Here is an 18,217-nt window from a genome sequence, read left to right as displayed (position 1 = left end):
GTGTTGAAGGTTCTGGGGACAGTGATCGTCGATCTTCCCTCGGCTCTCCCCACAAGTGGGGAAAAGCCGGTGGGTAACCCGGTGGACAACCGGTGGACAACCGTGGAAAACCTCGACGACCGGACCGCCTGTGGACCACCGACCCCGGTTAGCTCGGGGTTGTACACAGCCACCCCACCGGTGGATAAGTCGCTGACCTGGGAAAACTCAGGATCTCCACAGTTTGCACAGCACCGATGAAGACGATTGGGTTATCTCTTCAAAAGAACAAAAACCAATCACCGGCGTTGGGCATGTTGTGGATCCTTTTGATCCGCCGTACCGACGGCTGATCAACTGCCGAAGCACCGGGGTCGGACGCACAGCCGATGCGCCCGGGCCCTAAGGTGCGATGGAGACCCCACGGTTGGCGGGGCCGGAAGGCGGCCGCCGGCATGAGACAGTTGTCGCTGATGTCGACCCGGAGGCATGCATGAAGTTCCGCGTGGAGCGCGACGCACTCGCCGACGCCGTGGCATGGACGGCGAAGAGTCTGCCCAACCGCCCGTCCGTACCGGTCCTCGCCGGAGTACTGCTCCGCGCCGGGGACGGTGGCCTACAGGTGTCCGGCTTCGACTACGAGGTCTCCAGCCAGGTGACCGTGGACCTGCAGAGCGAGGCCGACGGCGCCGCACTGGTCTCCGGCCGGCTGCTGGCCGAGATCACCAAGGCACTGCCGGCGAAGCCGGTGGAGATCGCCGCCGCCGGTGCCCACCTGGAGCTGGTCTGCGGCAGCGCCCGGTTCACCCTGCCGACGATGCCGGTCGAGGACTACCCGACCCTGCCGGAGATGCCGGGCAGCGCCGGGACCATCGACGCGGCCACCTTCGCCGCCGCGGTCGGCCAGGTCGCGATCGCCGCCGGCCGGGACGAGACCCTGCCGATGATGACCGGCGTACGCCTCGAACTGAACGGCAGCACACTGGCGATGCTCGCCACCGACCGCTACCGGCTGGCGCTGCGGGAGATCGACTGGCGTCCGGACGACCCGGAGGTCAGCGTCAACGCGCTGGTTCCGGCCCGCACCCTGCACGACACCGCCAAGGCGCTCGGGCCGCTCGGTGGCGACGTCACGCTGGCGCTGTCCCAGGGCGCCGCCGGAGAGGGCCTGATCGGGTTCGCCGGTGGCACCCGCCGGACCACCAGCCGGCTGCTGGACGGTGCCAACTACCCGCCGGTGCGGTCGCTCTTCCCGGCCAGCCACAACGCCGAGGCCCGGGTCTCGGTCGCCGCCCTCACCGAGGTGGTCAAGCGGGTCTCGCTGGTCGGCGGACGAAGCACGCCGGTGCTGCTCAACTTCAGCGCCGACGGGTTGGTCGTCGAGGCCGGCAGCACCGAGGAGGCGCGGGCCAGCGAGGCGATGGACGCCACTTTCACCGGAGAGCCGCTCACCATCGGCTTCAACCCGCAGTACCTTGTCGACGGGTTGCAGAACCTCGGCTCGGCGCTGGCGGTCTTCTCCTTCGTCGACGCGTTCAAGCCGGCGGTGATCGCGCCTTCGGCGGAAGATGGGGAGATCATCCCCGGCTACCGCTACCTGATCATGCCGATCCGGGTCACCCGCTGATCGCGCCGGTTCCATCGAAGGGAAAGTCAATGCAGATCGGCCTGGTGGGCCTCGGCCGGATGGGCGGCAACATGCGCGAGCGGCTGCGTGCCGCCGGGCATGAGGTGATCGGCTACGACAACAACCCGCAGGTCAGCGACGTGGCCAGCCTGGCCGAGCTGGCGGAGAAGCTGACCGCCCCCCGGGCCGTCTGGGTGATGGTGCCGGTGCAGTTCACCGAACCCACCGTCGACGGCCTGATCGAGGTGCTCTCCGCCGGCGACATCGTCATCGACGGCGGCAACTCGCGGTTCAGCGACGACCTGCCCCGGGCCGAGAAGCTCGACCGGCACGGCATCGGCTACCTCGACGCCGGCGTCTCCGGCGGCATCTGGGGCCGGGAGAACGGCTACGGCCTGATGGTCGGCGGCGACAAGGCGCACGTCGAGCGGCTCATGCCGATCTTCGACGCGCTCAAGCCGGCCGGCGAGTTCGGCTTCGTGCACGCCGGCCCGGTCGGCGCCGGCCACTACGCCAAGATGGTGCACAACGGCATCGAGTACGGCCTGATGCACGCCTACGCCGAGGGCTTCGAGCTGCTCAGCGCCTCCGAGCTGGTGACCAACGTGCCCGGCGTGGTCAAGTCCTGGCGGGAGGGCACGGTCGTCCGGTCCTGGCTGCTCGACCTGCTCGACCGGGCACTCGACGAGGACCCGGAGCTGACCCAGCTCAGCGGCTACACCGAGGACACCGGCGAGGGCCGGTGGACGGTCGACGAGGCGGTCCGGCTCGCCGTACCGCTGAACGTCATCACCGCCTCGCTCTTCGCCCGGTTCGCCTCCCGGCAGGAGGACTCGCCGGCGATGAAGGCGGTCTCCGCGCTGCGGCAGCAGTTCGGCGGACACGCCGTACGCAAGAACTAGCCCGTGTACGTCCGCCGGCTGGAACTGGTCGACTTCCGCTCGTACGAGCGGGTCGGGGTCGACCTGGAGCCCGGCGGCAACGTGCTGGTCGGCCCGAACGGGGTCGGCAAGACCAACCTGGTCGAGGCGCTCGGATACGTCGCCACCCTGGCCAGCCACCGGGTCGCCACCGACGCCCCGCTGGTCCGGGCCGGGGCGGCGACCGCCGTGATCCGGTGCGCGATCGTGCACGACGGCCGGGAACTGCTGGTCGAGTTGGAGATCGCGCCGGGCCGGGCCAACCGGGCCCGGCTGAACCGGTCACCGGCCCGCCGGGCCCGGGACGTGCTCGGCGCGCTGCGCCTGGTGCTGTTCGCCCCGGAGGACCTGGAACTGGTCCGGGGCGACCCGGCCGAACGTCGCCGCTACCTCGATGACCTGCTGGTCACCCGGCTGCCCCGGTACGCGGCGGTCCGGGCGGACTACGAGCGGGTGGTGAAGCAGCGCAACGCCCTGCTGCGGACCGCGTACCTGGCCCGGAAGGTCGGGCGGGGGCGGGCCCGCCCGGCGGCCGGCGAGTCGGCCGAGGCCGGATCGGACCTGCACACCCTCGCGGTCTGGGACACCCATCTGGCCCGACACGGCGCCGAACTGCTCGCCGGCCGGCTGGAACTGGTCGCGGCGCTCGGCCCGCACGTGGCGAAGGCGTACGACGCGGTGGCGGCGGGACGCGGGGCCGCGTCGATCACGTACCGGTCGGCGCTGAACCTGACCGACCCGGTGCCGGACCGCCCGACGCTGGAGGCGGCGCTGACCGCCGCGCTCGTCGAGTCCCGGTCGGCCGAGATCGAGCGCGGGACGACCCTGGTCGGGCCGCACCGTGACGAGTTGGCGTTGAGTCTCGGTCCGCTGCCGGCCCGCGGCTACGCCAGTCACGGCGAGTCCTGGTCGTACGCGCTGGCGCTCCGGCTCGCCGCGTACGACCTGCTCCGGGCGGACGGGGTGGAACCGGTCCTGGTTCTCGACGACGTCTTCGCCGAACTCGACAGCGGCCGGCGGAGCCGGTTGGCCGAGCTGGTCGGCGGGGCGAGTCAGGTGCTGGTCACCTGCGCGGTGGCCGAGGACGTGCCACCGGCGCTGCGGGGGGCGCGTTACCTGGTGGGCGACGGGGAGGTGCGCCGTGCCGGCGAGTGACTCCGGACCTCCGGCGCCGAGGGACCCCGTCGTCGGCCGGGACGCGTCAGGCGCCGGGGACGCGTCGGCCGGGCCGCAGCCCGGTGCGGCGGGTGACGGGGAGCTGGCCGGTCCGGCGCTGGCCCGGGCGGTACTCGACGCCGCGTTGGCCCGACGGCGGGCGAACACCCCCCGGCGACGTACCCCGGGGGGAACCGGGGCCGGCGACGACCCGGCGGCCGCCGACGGTGACGGCGCACCGGGTGGCGGCGGCTCCCCGGCCGGCGGTCGTGCCGGGGCGCCCCGGCGTCGGCCACGGGGCTACTCCGGTCCCGGACCGGACCCCCGTGATCCGCAGCTGTTCGGCACGGTCCTCGCCCGGCTGGTGAAGGCCCGGGGCTGGCAGCAGCCGGCCGCCGAGGCGACCGTCTTCGGCGCCTGGGAACGGGTGGTCGGGCCGGACGTGGCGCAGCACAGCCGCCCGGTCAAGCTGGAGAACGGCGAACTCACGGTCGAGGCGGAGTCGACGGCGTGGGCGACTCAGTTGAGACTGCTCGCCGGTTCGCTGCTGCAGCGGATCGCCGCCGAGGTCGGACATAACGTGGTTCGTCGGCTGCATGTGCACGGGCCGACGGCGCCCTCGTGGTCCCGTGGTCCCCGCCGGGTGCGAGGACGTGGGCCCCGGGATACGTACGGCTGAGCCGGGTCAGCCGCAGCGACCGTAGCCGACGGGGGTCCGGTCCGGCGGCGACGGCGACCGTCGGCCCGGCTGCCGCCAGGGCGGGTACGGGCAGAGCGGGCACGGTGGCGGTGTCCGGCTCGCCGGTGCGGCGGGCCAGCCGCAGTCCGGCCCAGACCGAGGCGGCCACGCCGACCGAGCCGGCCAGGACCAGGGTCTGGCGCGGGCCGACGTGCTCGGAGAGCCAGCCGAGCGCCGGAGCCCCGACCGCGGCGGCGACCGATCCGGTCACGCCGATCGCGGCCAGCACCCGGCCCCGCATGGCGCCGTCGGTGTCGAGCTGCGCGCGGGTGCCGACGGTGGTATCGATGATCACCGCGGCGGCGGCGATCGGCAGGATCGCGGCGGCGAAGCTCCAGACGCCGGGGGTGAGTCCGGCGACCGCCTGCAGCACGCTGGCCGCCACCCCGGCCCCGACCAGGAGTCGGTAGCTGAGTTCCCCTCGGCGGGCGGCGGCGAGCGAGCCGAGCACCGTACCGACCGCGAAGACGGTGGAGAGCAGACCGTAGGCGCCGGCGCCGCCGCCGAGCGGGCCGTCGCTCATGGCGGCCATCGTCACCTGGTAGTTCCGGCCGAGGCTGCCGAGGACGAAGGCGAGCGCGAGGGCGGTCAGGATGACCGGCTGCCCGCGCAGGTAGCGCAGTCCGGCCCGGATGCCGTGGTCGTGCCCGGCCCGTGTCCCGGTGCCGGCCTCCGGCTGGTGCAGCTCCCGTTGGCGTACGGCGAGCAGCGCGGCGACCACGGCGGCGAAGCTGACCGAGTTCATCACGAAGAGCAGGGCGGGGCCGGTGACGGCGACCACCACCGCGCCGACGCTCATGCCGAGGATCCGGCCGGCGGAGTTGGTCAGTGAGCCGAGCGCCAGGGCGTTGCCGAGGGTTTCCCGGTCGACCATGGTCGAGCCGTACCGGCCCATCACCGGGCCCTCGATCGCGGAGAGCGCGCCGCTGACCAGCGAGATCGCGTAGATCATCGACATCTGGGGTGTGCCGGACCAGGCCAGCGTGGCCAGCGCGGCGGCCAGGCCGGCGTGTCCGACCTGGGTGGCGACCAGCAGTGGTCGGGCCGGCAGTCGGTCGGCGAGCGCGCCGCCCCAGCTGCTGAGCAGCAGGGTGGGCAGGGCCTGGAGCAGTACGGCGAGCCCCATCGAGGTGGCCGAACCGGTCTGCTGCAGCACGTACCAGTTGACTCCGAGCACCTGCATCCAGGTGCCGATGACGGAGACGAATCCGGCGCCGGCCCAGATCCGGTAGTTGCGGTGGCGCAGTGCGCCGAAGGTGGTACGCAAGCCGCGGAAGCCCCTCTGCTCGATCGGCGGCGAACGCACCGTACGTTCCGACGCCACGACTGTCCGTCACTCCCGTGCCCGGAGAGGTGGTGCCTCGGGGATGACGCGCAAGTCTGGCTGCTGCTCGGGGGAGCTGTGCAGGGGCTGGTGAAGTCCGTCACCGGTTATCGGCACACAATCGGCAATTCGGGCTAACCGTGTCATGGCCGATCGGGGGACCACCCCGGGGACGGCGGGTGGACCCGGCCCCGTACCAGGGGCCGGGCCGGGGTCAGGAGTCGGCGTAGACGGCGTAGCCGCGTTCGGCGCAGCGCCGGTAGAAGCCGGCCAGCACGGCCAGTTCGGAACGGGCGAAACTCCACTGCGGCGGCGCGCCGGACTCGTCGCGCAGCGCGTCCAGCCGACTGTCCAGCCAGCGCAACTGCTGTTCGGCCAGCCGACCGTCGGCGAGCGCGGCCCGGAGTACGGCGCTGACCGTGTCGAAGGTCACCATCTCGCCGTGCGTCCGGTGTCCGTCGACGAACCGTTCCAACCCGCCCGCGATCCAGGCGCAGCCGTCCGGGTCGATCACCGGATCCTCGTCCTCGGCCGCGGCCTCGGTGGCGTACAACACACCGTCCAGGCCCAGCAGCAGGTCGACGAGTTCGATGTAGGCCGTCGCCCGGACCGAACCGTTCTTGGCGATGTAGCCGGCGAGGGCCGCCGTCGGCGCGGCGACCTCCGGCGCGTCGGCCAGTTCGCCGAAGTCGACGAACTCGGCCGGGGCGACCGGGTCGTAGAAGCGGCCGGTTCGCGGCCAGCGCACCGCGACGTTGTCCAGCCCCATCGGGCGTCACCTCTCTGTGCACCTGACGAATCTGTGCACCTGACGAACCGGTCGGAGGGACCGTCCGGTGCGCTTTCCGGGCATCCTGGCCACGGAGCATACTCACGGCGTCGCCAAGTTACGGCACCCCGAGCGCTTCGCGCGACCCCCGCAGGTCGGGACGGGTCCACCGACCCGACGAAAACCCGGCACCGGCACCCGCACGGGCCGTCGACCGCCGAGAGCGGACCGCCGCCCGGTGCCCGAAAGCGACCCCGATCCGACCCGGTGCGTGTGGGGGGATTCGTGGGAGGAGGGGTGCGGCCGCCTACGGGGGTCTCAGGGCGTTGTGCGGGGTGCCGCATACCCAAGATGTCATCCAGGCACAGTAGGATTGATACCGAGACGACGACACGGTGCGGAGCACGATCAGGAACAGCCACGATCCGGAGAAGGGGGCACCTGATCCGGAGAAGGGGCAGCAGCCTGGACGGACCGCGCCGGGTCCGAGCCGTTCGCGATCCGTGGGAAGCCGCGGCGACCGGCGCGTTCGACCGTACCCCGGATCTTTTCGTGGTGCCGGCCCACGCGCCCGCCGACGTGGCCGCCCACCAAACCCGCGTCCACCGCGCCGTCCGGCGCGGTCGGCGCGAGAAAGTGGCCAAGGTGGCAGCGGAGAAGAAGCAGGAGTACGGCGCCGAATCGATCACCGTGCTGGAGGGCCTGGAGGCCGTCCGGAAGCGGCCCGGTATGTACATCGGATCAACCGGTGAGCGCGGTCTGCACCACCTTGTCTGGGAGGTCGTGGACAACGCGGTCGACGAGGCGCTGGCCGGCTACTGCGACACGATCGAGGTGGTCCTGCTCGCCGACGGCGGCGTCCGGGTCACCGACAACGGTCGTGGTTTCCCCGTCGACCTGCACCCGAAGCTGAAGAAGCCGGGTGTCGAGGTGGCGCTGACCGTGCTGCACGCCGGCGGCAAGTTCGACGGCAAGGCGTACGCGGTCTCCGGCGGTCTGCACGGCGTCGGTGTCTCGGTGGTCAACGCGCTCTCCACGAGGATGTTCGTGGAGATCCAGAAGGACGGCTACTTCTGGCGCCAGCACTACACCAACTCCAAGCCGTCGCCACTGGAGAAGGGGGAGAGCACCAACGCGACCGGCTCGGCGGTCTCCTTCTGGCCGGACCCGGACGTCTTCGAGACGGTCGAGTTCGCGTTCGAGACGATCTACCGCCGGCTGCAGGAGATGGCCTTCCTCAACCGGGGGCTGACCATCCAGCTCCGCGACGAGCGGGTGCAGGAGGAGGATGGCAAGCCGCGCGAGGTGACCTTCTGCTACAAGGGCGGCATCTCCGACTTCGTCCGGCACCTCAACGCCTCGAAGAACCCGATCCACAAGACGGTGGTCGAGTTCGGTGCCGAGGAGGAGGGCATGTCGGTCGAGATCGCCATGCAGTGGAACGAGTCGTACGGCGAGTCGGTCTACACCTTCGCCAACACGATCAACACCCACGAGGGCGGCACCCACGAGGAGGGCTTCCGGTCCGCGCTGACCAGCGTGGTCAACCGGTACGGCACCGACAAGAAGCTGCTCAAGGGCGACGAGAAGCTCTCCGGCGAGGACATCCGGGAAGGGCTGGCCGCGATCATCTCGGTCAAGCTCGCCAACCCGCAGTTCGAGGGACAGACCAAGACCAAGCTCGGCAACACCCCGGTCAAGAGCTTCGTGCAGCGGGTCTGCAACGAGTGGCTGGTCGACTGGTTCGACCGCAACCCGGCCGAGGCCAAGATGATCATCACCAAGGCGACCCAGGCCGCCCGGGCCCGGATCGCCGCCCAGCAGGCCCGCAAGCTGGCCCGCCGCAAGTCGCTGCTGGAGTCCGGGTCGATGCCGGGCAAGCTGGCCGACTGCCAGTCCACCGATCCGCGCGAGTCCGAGGTCTTCATCGTCGAGGGTGACTCGGCGGGTGGCTCGGCCAAGCAGGGGCGGGACCCGCGTACCCAGGCGATCCTGCCGATCCGTGGCAAGATCCTCAACGTGGAGAAGGCCCGGATCGACCGGGTGCTGAAGAACAACGAGGTCCAGGCGCTGATCACCGCCCTGGGCACCGGCATCCACGACGACTTCGACATCGAGAAGCTGCGTTACCACAAGATCGTGTTGATGGCCGACGCCGACGTCGACGGTCAGCACATCCAGACACTGCTGCTCACCCTGCTGTTCCGGTTCATGCGTCCGCTGGTCGAGCTGGGGCACGTCTACCTGGCCGCCCCGCCGCTCTACAAGATCAAGTGGAACAAGAAGGGCGACGACGCCCAGTACGCGTACTCGGACCGGGAACGGGACGGGCTGATCGCGTTGCGGCAGCAGAAGAAGCCGAACGCCCGGCCCGACGACATCCAGCGGTTCAAGGGCCTCGGCGAGATGAACTACGGCGAGCTGTGGGACACCACGATGAACCCGGCGACCCGGACGCTCCGCCAGGTCACGCTCGACGACGCGGCGACCGCGGACGAGCTGTTCAGCGTCCTGATGGGTGAGGACGTGGAGGCCCGGCGCTCGTTCATCCAGCGCAACGCCAAGGACGTCCGGTTCCTCGACATCTGACCGCGCCCTGACGGCGCCGGGCCCGCCGAGGCCCGGCGCCAGCGGTGTTCCACACGGTTATCCACAGCTTCCACGGTTTCCACAGCCGTTATCCACAGCGGAATGCGGCTTTGAGTCTGATAAGGGTTGACAGTGACGGATACTCCCGAGTCCTTCGAGAACGAGTCGGCGGAGCCGACCCCGCCGGGCGGCGGTGGGGTAGCCCAGCACGACCGGATCGAGCCGGTGGGGCTCGAGGTGGAGATGCAGCGGTCGTACCTCGACTACGCGATGAGCGTCATCGTCGGGCGCGCGCTGCCGGACGTACGGGACGGACTCAAGCCCGTACACCGCAAGATCCTCTACGCCATGTTCGACTCCGGCTACCGCCCCGACCGCGGGTACGTGAAGTGCTCCCGGGTGGTCGGCGACGTGATGGGACAGTTCCACCCGCACGGTGACTCGGCGATCTACGACGCGCTGGTCCGGATGGCCCAGACCTGGTCGCTGCGGTACCCGCTGGTCGACGGCAACGGCAACTTCGGCTCGCCCGGAAACGACCCGGCCGCCGCCATGCGGTACTGCCTCGTCGGCGACGTCCGGGTCCGTACCGCCGACGGGACGGTCCGGATCGACCAGGTGGTGCCCGACGCGGCGCCCAGCTCCGAGACCGACATCGACCTCAAGGTCCGGGACCGCAACGGCGACCTGGTGCGGGCCTCGAAGTTCTTCCACTCCGGCGCGCACCCGACGCTGCGGCTGCGCACCCGGGAGGGCTACGAGCTGACCGGAACGCACAACCACCCGGTGCTCTGCCTGGTGAACGTCGGCGGCGTCCCCACCCTGCTGTGGAAGCTCCTCGCCGAGGTACGTCCCGGCGACCGGGTGGTGCTGCAGCGGACCGTGCCGGACGAGATCGGCTACCCGATGCTGGAGCACGTCGAGGCCGCCGTCCTCGCCGGTGCGTTTGTCAGCGAGGGCTGGGTCTCGGCGGACCGGGCCGGCTTCAACAACGTCGACCGCGAGTTCTTCGTCCGGGTGCTCGCCGCCTACGACCTCGCGGTCGGCGGCCGGCGGTACGTCTCGGAGCGGGTGATCAAGTCGGGCAGCGTGCTGCACGAGCTCGACGTGCAGGACCTCGGCGAGCTGCGGAAGAGCCTGCTGGGCGAGATGGTCGGGGCGCGCAGTGCGGACAAGTTCGTGCCCGAGTTCGTCTGGCGGGGGCCGGCGGCGGTGAAACGGGCCTTCCTCCAGGCCCTCTTCGAGGGCGACGGTTCGTCGTCGCTGCTGCCCCGCAACACGATCCAGATCTCGTACTCGACCCGCAGCGGGCGGCTGGCCCGCGAGGTCCAGCAGTTGCTGCTGGAGTTCGGCGTGATCAGCCGGCAGTGCCGGTACGACAACGGCGAGACCAAGGTCGTGGTCACCAACCGACGCGACGCCCGGATCTTCGCCCAGCAGGTCGGCTTCCTCGGCCGTAAGCAGGCCAAGCTGGAATCCGAGCTGGCGAGCGTGCCGGCCAGCAGCACCGCCCTGTCGAGCGACCACGTCCCGTACGTCGGTGACTTCGTCCGCGAGCACGGTGCGACCCGGCCGTCGGAGCGGGACTGGCTGCGCCGGCACAACGTCGACCGGATCGAGCGTTGGGAGCGGGACCGGGACGAGATCGCCGCCCGGATCACCGAGCGCGAGGTGCTGGACGTCGTCGAGCCGCTCGTCGACGGTCGTTTCTACTACGCCGAGGTGGCTGAGGTCACCGACGCCGGGGTACAGGCGGTCTACAGCCTGCGGGTGGACACCGACGACCACTCGTTCGTCAGCGACGGCTTCGTCAGCCACAACACCGAGTGCAAGCTCGACCCGCTGGCGATGGAGATGCTCCGGGACATCGACGAGGACACCGTCGACTTCCAGGACAACTACGACGGCCGGGCCAAGGAGCCGACGATCCTGCCGTCCCGGATCCCGAACCTGCTGGTGAACGGCTCCGAGGGCATCGCGGTCGGGATGGCGACCAAGATCCCGCCACACAACCTGCGGGAGATCGCGGCCGCGGTGCAGTGGTGCCTGGAGCACCCGGAGGCGGACGAGGCGACCACCCTCGACGCGCTGATCGAGATCGTCAAGGGACCGGACTTCCCGACGTACGGCCTGATCGTCGGGACCGCCGCCATCCAGGACGCGTACCGGACCGGGCGCGGTTCGATCCGGATGCGTGCCGTGGTGGAGGTCGAGGAGGACAGCCGGGGGCGGACCAGCCTGGTCGTCACCGAGCTGCCGTACCAGGTCAACCCGGACAACCTCGCCGAGCGGATCGCCGAGCTGATCAAGGAGGGCAAGCTCGCCGGGATCGCCGACATCCGGGACGAGTCGTCGGGGCGTACCGGCATGCGGATTGTGCTCGTGCTCAAGCGCGACGCGGTCGCGAAGGTGGTGCTGAACAACCTCTACAAGCACACGCAGCTGCAGGAGACGTTCGGCGCCAACATGCTGGCGCTCGTCGACGGGGTGCCGCGGACGCTGAACCTCGCCCAGTTCATCCGCTACTACGTCGAGCACCAGGTCGACGTGATCCGGCGGCGTACCGCGTACCGGCTGCGCAAGGCCGAGGAGCGGGCGCACATCCTGCGGGGTCTGGTCAAGGCGCTGGACGCCCTCGACGAGGTGATCGCCCTGATCCGTCGCTCGCCCACGGTGGAGGAGGCCCGGCAGGGTCTGATCCAGCTGTTGGACATCGACGAGGTGCAGGCGACCGCGATCCTGGACATGCAGCTGCGGCGGCTCGCCGCGCTGGAGCGCCAGAAGATCATCGACGAGTTGGCCAAGATCGAGGTGGAGATCGCCGACCTCAAGGACATCCTGGCCAAGCCGGAGCGGCAGCGGAAGATCGTTTCCGAGGAGCTCGGCGAGATCGTGGCTAAGTGGGGCGACGACCGGCGTACCAAGATCGTGCCGTTCGAGGGCGAGGTCTCGATGGAGGACCTCATCGCCCGCGAGGACGTGGTCGTCACCATCACCCGGACCGGGTACGCGAAGCGGACCAAGGTCGACCTCTACCGATCCCAGCGTCGGGGCGGCAAGGGGGTCAGCGGGGCCTCGCTGCGCCAGGACGATATCGTCAGCCACTTCTTCGTCTGCTCGACCCACAGTTGGATGCTCTTCTTCACCAACAAGGGTCGGGTCTACCGGGCCAAGGCGTACGAGTTGCCGGAGGCCAGTAGGGTGGCGAAGGGTCAGCACGTGGCCAATCTGCTCGCGTTCCAGCCTGACGAGCAGATTGCCCAGGTCATCGAGATTCCGGACTACCAGGTCGCGCCGTACCTGGTACTGGCCACCAAGAACGGGCTGGTGAAGAAGACCAGGTTGGAGGAGTTCGATTCCAACCGTTCCGGCGGCATCATCGCGATCAACCTGCGCGACGAGGACGAGCTGGTCGGTGCGGCGCTGGCGGGGCCCGGGGACGACCTCCTGCTGGTGTCGAAGAAAGCACAGGCGATTCGGTTCAACGCCACGGACGAGGCGCTCCGGCCGATGGGCCGGGCGACGTCGGGGGTGATCGGGATGCGGTTCACCGACGACGACGTCCTGCTGGCGATGGAGGTGGTCCGCGAGGGCATGGACCTGGATGTCCTCGTGGCGACGGACGGGGGGTACGCGAAACGCACCCCGATCGAGGAATACCCCGTGCAGGGTAGGGGAGGTAAAGGGGTGCTGACCGCAAAGATCACCGAGCGTCGCGGCGGGTTGGTCGGTGCGGTCGTCATCAGCCCGGACGACGAGCTGTTCGCCATCACCAGCAACGGCGGCGTGATCCGGACTCCAGTGAAGCCTGTACGCCGAACGCGTGATCGGAACACAATGGGGGTCAAACTGATGGACCTACCAGACGGCGTGACTATTGTGGCGATTGCTCGCAATGCCGACGAGCCTGACGAACAGGACTAGTTCATGACGGAGACACAGGCGAAGTCGGGGGCGGCGGGGGCCTCGACCAACCCGGTCGACGAGGAGACCGCCTCCGGCGGCGGCGCGCCGTCCGGGCGCGCCGTTGTCGGCCGGGCGGCCGTCTCCCCTGACGCGCCGTCCCCCAAGTTCACCCGGGCGCCGGGCATGCCGCCGCCGCCCGACCAGCTTCCGGGGGACGCCAGCTCCCCGTCGGCCCGTGCCGACGGGGAGAGCGAGGCCACATCGCCGCTGAGTACGGCCGGTACCGGTGCCACCACCTCCCCTGCCGGGAAGACCACCACGTCGAAGACCCCGTCGGCGAAGTCGTCTCCGGCCGGGGGCGACAAGGCCGACCGGTCGAGCCGGACGGACGAGGCGACGACCCGGCTGGAGCAGCCGGGCTCGGAGATCCGTACCGAGCGCATCCCGCTCCGGGGGGACCGGTCGACCGCCCCGGCCGGTGCCGGCGCGGAGACCACCCAGCCGATCACCGGTTCCCAGCCGACCTTCGCGACGGGCCGGGCGGGCGGCAGCACGACGCAGCCGGGTACGTCGCGGTTCGGTCTCGGCGGTTCGACGGCGCGTACCGGCGCCGGCAGCACGGCTCCCGGCACGGTTCCCGGGGCCGGGACGACGCCGGGTGGTGCCGGGGCGGTCGGTGCGGCCCGGGTCACCGAGGCCGTCCGGGCCGCGCGCACCACGGTCAGCTCCGCCGCCGCCCGTGGTCCCCGTCGGGCCCGGCTGAACCTGAAGCGCATCGACCCCTGGTCGGTGATGAAGTTCTCGTTCGCGGTCTCGCTGGTGCTTTTCATCGTGGTGATCGTGGCGACCTCGGTCCTCTACCTCGCGCTCGACGCGATGGGGGTCTTCGACAGCGTGAACGGCACCCTCACCGACATGCTGGCCGCGAGTGGTGGCTCGAACGAGAGCGCGTTCCGGATCACCGCCAAGGGCGTCATCCTCACCTCGGGTCTGATCGGTCTGGTGAACGTGGTGCTCTTCACCGCGTTGGCCACCCTGGGAGCGTTCATCTACAACGTCTGTGCGGATCTGGTCGGCGGCATCGAGCTCACCCTCGCCGAGCGCGACTGACCTGTTGGGCCGGCGGATCGTCCGGCAGCGCCGGGGCGCCGTTATGCGGTGGCCCCGGCGTTTGTCGTTCGGGTAGCGTCAGGGTCGGCCGGTCGGGCCGAGGGGCGGTTTCCCGCCGTCCACGGGTCGCCGACCCCCGAGTTGGGGTTCGTGCCGGCGGTACGGTAACCTTGCTCGGCGCGCAGGGGGCTATAGCTCAGTCGGTTAGAGCGCAGAGCTGATAACTCTGAGGTCGATGGTTCGATTCCATCTAGCCCCACTTCACACCGTCCGACATGTGTCGAGCGTGAGGATAAGTCCATGTGGAAGAAGCTTCTGCTCGTGGTCGGCGTGGTCGGCGTCGCAGCGCTCGTGATCAAGAAGGTCAAGGACTCGAACGACGAGCGCGCCCTCTGGCACGAGGCGACCACCGCACCGGACCTGCGATAATCTTTCGCTGGACCACCATCGCCGTCGGTGGCCCTCGGCCACCTGAGGGGCCGTAGCTCAACTGGCAGAGCACTGCCTTTGCAAGGCAGGGGTTAGGGGTTCGAGTCCCCTCGGCTCCACCCGAAATGCGTACCCAGATGCGGTCGGCGACGCCGGAGGCCGATGCGGGCCACCCGATCCGCATGCGGGCCCGGCGCAGGATGGCGAACCGCAGCGCAGCTGGCGACGTGTCGACCTAGGTTTACCAGGCCTGGCCTGCGCTGTTAGGTTTGTCAGGTCGTTGTGGCCGGCGCGAACCACTGTTCTGGGACCCTGGCATCGCGCCAAGGACGATGTCCTGCGTCCACCCGTTGCGACCGGTCGCGGATCGCTTTGGGCACTTGTCCGCGTAGCATCGCCAGTACCACGTCCCGTTCTGCCGCCGGCGAAGGTCGACCCTGTCGAGGCCGCACGCGCCGCAGGGCGGCTGGCGAGAGAACTCCTTGGCGTGTTCGTGCTCGAGCAACTTCCGGGCGAAGTTTGCGCCGTGCATCGTGACCATCACCTCGCGCGTCCAGCGCTGCGAGAGCACATTCAGGCTGCCCAGCAGTACCGTCCGCTCGTCGATGACCACGATCTTCTGGTGCATGACGTTGACCTCGACGACGGTTTGCAGGACCGATCGGAGGTCGGCCAGGAACTGCTGGTGCTTCGGTTCGCGCTGCACTTTGTCCCCGGGATCGCGGACGAACAGGGTGACGTGGACACCGCGGTCGACGGCGTCGCGTAGCATCGGCAGGACAGATTTGACGCGTGTGGTGGTCCACGGCGCCCACAGCCAGATGGAGCGCCGTGCGGACGCGAGATGGTCGGCGAAAACGTCGTAGAATGTTCGTTCGTCGTGAATGTCCGCGACGCGAACATGCTGGGACAGCAGTTCGGCGAGTTCCCCTGTGAAGGTTCCAGACAGCCGGGCGAGATCGTCGTCGGGCGCCGTTGTGGGGGTGACCAGCCGGTTGGCGCGGACAACCCGGGCCCGCTGCTGCCGGATGAGGTCGGCGATGTGCCCGAACGGTGTCTCGGGTTGTGCGGACTCGATTCTCTTCCGGCTTCCGATGAGGTAGAGCCGGTGCTGGGTGCGGGTGATGGCAACGTTGAACAGCCGGATGCCTTCGCGTCGGAAGGTGTCCTTGGTGCGGCTGGCCTCGGCCATCCAGCGGCTGTCGTACTCGTCTTCGACCATGTCGAAAATGACGATCGGGAACTCTCGTCCCTGGAATCGGTGAGCGGTGCCGACCTCGGTCACCATGGATGTTCCGGTCTCGTGATCCCGCAGCGCCTCCAGGGTCGCCTCGACCTGAAGGCCGTACGGCGCGACGATGCCGGTGCGTTCGCCTCGCGCTTGGTGGTAGTCGGCCAACACCCGGGCGAGCAGCGCCCCGGCTGGCCACCACCCCTTGAATCGCCCGTCGGCCCGGACCCGCGCTATGTCGCCGAGCCCGTCGACATCGATGAGCACGATCTCTGGATCGTTCTCGGTATGCGGCCGGATGGACTCGCCCGGCTCGAGACGACCGTCGTAGGCGACCGCGTTTGCCAGTCCCATGATCTCTGGCCCGAAACGATGCTGGACGTTCAGCATGGTGCAACCAGGATGCCGATCCGCATCATCTGCCGAGGCAATCCCGCAGTGTGCGAACACATCCGGGATCAACCACTTCTGCACGTCCAACCGGTCCGTCCTACTGACCTCCTTATTGTCGAGGACCGCGCCGAGCTGCATGAAGTCGCCGAAAAGGACTGCGGTCCGCGAGGCACGGGACACGGCGAGTAGTACCTCAGGGAGGTTGGCGGCGCCGACCTCGTCGACTAGCACGACGTCGTACGGCCCGTCCATGAGCGGCTTGCTGGTCCGTAGCCGGGCGAGCGTGGTGGCGACCAGCCGGGCGCTGGCGATGATCTCTCCTTCGGCGTCTCGGCTCAGCCGCGTGTACTGGTCCTGCACCTTTGTGTACTGCTGTTCTAGCCGCCCCCATTCACCCTCGGAGGCGCTGACACGGGCACGTAGTACACGCGCCTGAGTATCGAGGGTGACTAGCCCGCGCAGGTCCGCGTCGTCGACAAGCGTGCGTTGTGCCTCGGTCGGCGCCGCGGCCTCTGCGGCGAGTAGGCGCTGCTGCGACTCGTCGAGCGTGGTCTCGGCCGTACCGACGACGGAGGCCAGCCGTTCCAACTTCTGCTGCGCCTCATGCAGCGCCATCTCCGCCTGCCGAAGGTGCGAACGACTGCAGCCTGCTGAGTCGGTCAGTTGCCGGACGCGTTCTTCCGTCTGCCGCCGTTGTCGCTCGACGAGTTCCTTTGCCTCACGCGCCCGCAGGCGGGCTTTGTCAGCCCTCGCCTGGGCCTGCTTCTGATCGGCGGCCAGTTTCTTCAACCGTCCGCGATTCCTGAGTTGCGGGAACCGACGCGTACCGGTGAGGTTTTGGATCTCGGTGTCTATGAGGTCCGCCGCGTGACCGGCGCGGAGTGCCTGGGTGGCCTGTCCGTCGGCGGCCGCCTGCAGTTCGATCAGGTCCTGGTGCAGGCGATCGATCTCTTGGTACGCCTGGCGAGCTGGTTCGAGCGCCTGCAAGCTCCGTTCGGCAGTGGCACGATGCCTGTTGGCGTCCGCCATCTGGGTCTGCGCGTGCCGAAGTGCCTCACGTGCCTGCGATGCCTCGGCTGCCAGCCGAGGTACGGAGGCGGAGGTGGTCATGGCACGCCTTGCGACGTGATAGGCGTCCACGTCGAAGCCGGCCAGCGCACTCTCAAGCCGGGCCAGTTCCTCGCGCTCTGTGCGGATGCGCATCAGGTGCTGCTCGATGCGGTCACGTTCCCGTGCCACGGACTCCAGCCGCTCACCGACCAGGACTGGCAGGCAGACGTCGGGATGTGCGAGCACATCGGGATGGTGGGGCGGGCCGACCCGCAGCAGCTCGCCGCGCCGGTGCCGTTGACTCTTCACCGCGCCGAGAAGCGCGTTGTCGACGGCGATGTTGGTCGCGGAGACCAGCAGCACCCGCTTCCCGTCGCGTACCAGCGTGTCGATCGCCTCGGTGAGCACCCGGGTCTTGCCGGTTCCGGGCGGACCCCACACCAGGTGTACGCCGCAGCCGAGACACGCCGAGTAGGCGGCGTTTTGCGCTGGTGTGAAGCCGTTGACGTGCTGCGGGTTGCCCGGCGCCGGAGCAAGCCGCCCGGCGGCGAGGTCATGCGCCAGGCCGGCGTCGTCGAGCCCGGAGATGCCCTCCTTGAGCTTGACAAGCAGGTGCGTGGGCGGCTGCCTGCTTTGCCAGAGCTGTGGCTCGTCCAGGTCGACGAACTCGGGAGCCCGGAACCGAACCACCTCACCATCCTGCGCAGCCTCCAACACGGCGTAGGACGGCCCAGCCTCGGGACCTGCGGGGCCGGCCAACCGAAGCGACTCCACCTGGTCGATGCCGGTGAACCGCGAACCGCGCAGATCCACCGAGTACCACCCCGGTTTTGTTGGGCGCGCGCGGCCGATCCGAAGAGGTTTGCCGATCCGCCCAGGTCCGCCCTCGGCGTTGATCCAGAAATCCAGCGCGCTGCCCACAAAGTCACGCCAGTCCGGCAAGACCGACTCCCATCGCGTCCCAGCGAACACCAGCGGCCGACATTACCGTTGGCG

Annotated in this window: 10 protein-coding genes, 2 tRNA genes and 1 pseudogene; 10 read left to right on the top strand and 3 right to left on the bottom strand. The window is 69.6% G+C overall.

The window, feature by feature from the left end; genetic code table 11:
- Window positions 1-472 precede the first annotated feature (472 nt).
- The 4 genes from dnaN to ABGB21_RS00615 all read left to right on the top strand — a co-directional run bounded on the left by dnaN (window position 473) and on the right by ABGB21_RS00615 (window position 4,360).
- On the top strand, window positions 473-1,606 hold the full coding sequence (dnaN, locus tag ABGB21_RS00630) for a DNA polymerase III subunit beta (protein ID WP_347655480.1): 1,134 nt from the start codon (window positions 473-475) through the stop codon (window positions 1,604-1,606).
- Window positions 1,607-1,635: 29 nt separating this feature from the next.
- Window positions 1,636-2,508 carry a phosphogluconate dehydrogenase (NAD(+)-dependent, decarboxylating) gene (gene gnd, locus ABGB21_RS00625; protein ID WP_347655479.1) on the top strand — a complete coding sequence of 291 codons (873 nt, stop codon included), beginning with the start codon at window positions 1,636-1,638 and terminating at the stop codon, window positions 2,506-2,508.
- A gap of 3 nt (window positions 2,509-2,511) precedes the next feature.
- Complete coding sequence (recF, locus tag ABGB21_RS00620) at window positions 2,512-3,681, top strand: DNA replication/repair protein RecF (RefSeq protein WP_347655478.1); 1,170 nt, start codon at window positions 2,512-2,514, stop codon at window positions 3,679-3,681.
- 103 nt (window positions 3,682-3,784) lie between these two features.
- Window positions 3,785-4,360: a DciA family protein gene (locus ABGB21_RS00615; protein ID WP_347655516.1), complete on the top strand. Its 576-nt coding sequence runs from the start codon at window positions 3,785-3,787 to the stop codon at window positions 4,358-4,360.
- A gap of 85 nt (window positions 4,361-4,445) precedes the next feature.
- On the opposite strand, the pseudogene ABGB21_RS00610 reads toward ABGB21_RS00615, so the two are convergent.
- Window positions 4,446-5,726 (bottom strand): annotated as a pseudogene (locus ABGB21_RS00610) (MFS transporter); the annotation flags it as partial.
- Window positions 5,727-5,958: 232 nt separating this feature from the next.
- Entirely contained in the window at window positions 5,959-6,513 is a 555-nt protein-coding gene (locus ABGB21_RS00605; protein WP_347655477.1) for a hypothetical protein, read from the bottom strand.
- Between the two features lie 645 nt (window positions 6,514-7,158).
- Here ABGB21_RS00605 and gyrB point away from each other — a divergent pair.
- The 6 genes from gyrB to ABGB21_RS00575 all read left to right on the top strand — a co-directional run bounded on the left by gyrB (window position 7,159) and on the right by ABGB21_RS00575 (window position 14,666).
- Window positions 7,159-9,102, top strand: a complete 1,944-nt coding sequence (gene gyrB, locus ABGB21_RS00600) for a DNA topoisomerase (ATP-hydrolyzing) subunit B (RefSeq protein WP_347655476.1) — start codon at window positions 7,159-7,161, stop codon at window positions 9,100-9,102.
- Between the two features lie 132 nt (window positions 9,103-9,234).
- Window positions 9,235-13,026: an intein-containing DNA gyrase subunit A gene (gyrA, locus tag ABGB21_RS00595; RefSeq protein WP_347675943.1), complete on the top strand. Its 3,792-nt coding sequence runs from the start codon at window positions 9,235-9,237 to the stop codon at window positions 13,024-13,026.
- A gap of 3 nt (window positions 13,027-13,029) precedes the next feature.
- On the top strand, window positions 13,030-14,118 hold the full coding sequence (locus ABGB21_RS00590) for a DUF3566 domain-containing protein (protein WP_347655474.1): 1,089 nt from the start codon (window positions 13,030-13,032) through the stop codon (window positions 14,116-14,118).
- A 185-nt stretch (window positions 14,119-14,303) separates the two neighbouring features.
- Window positions 14,304-14,377: transfer RNA gene (locus ABGB21_RS00585), tRNA-Ile, on the top strand.
- A 41-nt stretch (window positions 14,378-14,418) separates the two neighbouring features.
- Window positions 14,419-14,547, top strand: a complete 129-nt coding sequence (locus tag ABGB21_RS00580; RefSeq protein WP_347655473.1) for a DLW-39 family protein — start codon at window positions 14,419-14,421, stop codon at window positions 14,545-14,547.
- 46 nt (window positions 14,548-14,593) lie between these two features.
- Window positions 14,594-14,666: transfer RNA gene (locus tag ABGB21_RS00575), tRNA-Ala, on the top strand.
- A gap of 122 nt (window positions 14,667-14,788) precedes the next feature.
- Here the strand turns inward: ABGB21_RS00575 and ABGB21_RS00570 are convergent.
- Window positions 14,789-18,142: an AAA domain-containing protein gene (locus ABGB21_RS00570; RefSeq protein WP_347675941.1), complete on the bottom strand. Its 3,354-nt coding sequence runs from the start codon at window positions 18,140-18,142 to the stop codon at window positions 14,789-14,791.
- Between the last annotated feature and the right edge of the window lie 75 nt (window positions 18,143-18,217).

The sequence above is a fragment of the Plantactinospora sp. B24E8 genome (assembly GCF_039871735.1).
Classification (GTDB): Bacteria; Actinomycetota; Actinomycetes; order Mycobacteriales; family Micromonosporaceae; genus Plantactinospora.
Note: the sequence above shows the minus strand (reverse complement) of the source record. Positions and strands in the feature narration are given on the sequence as shown.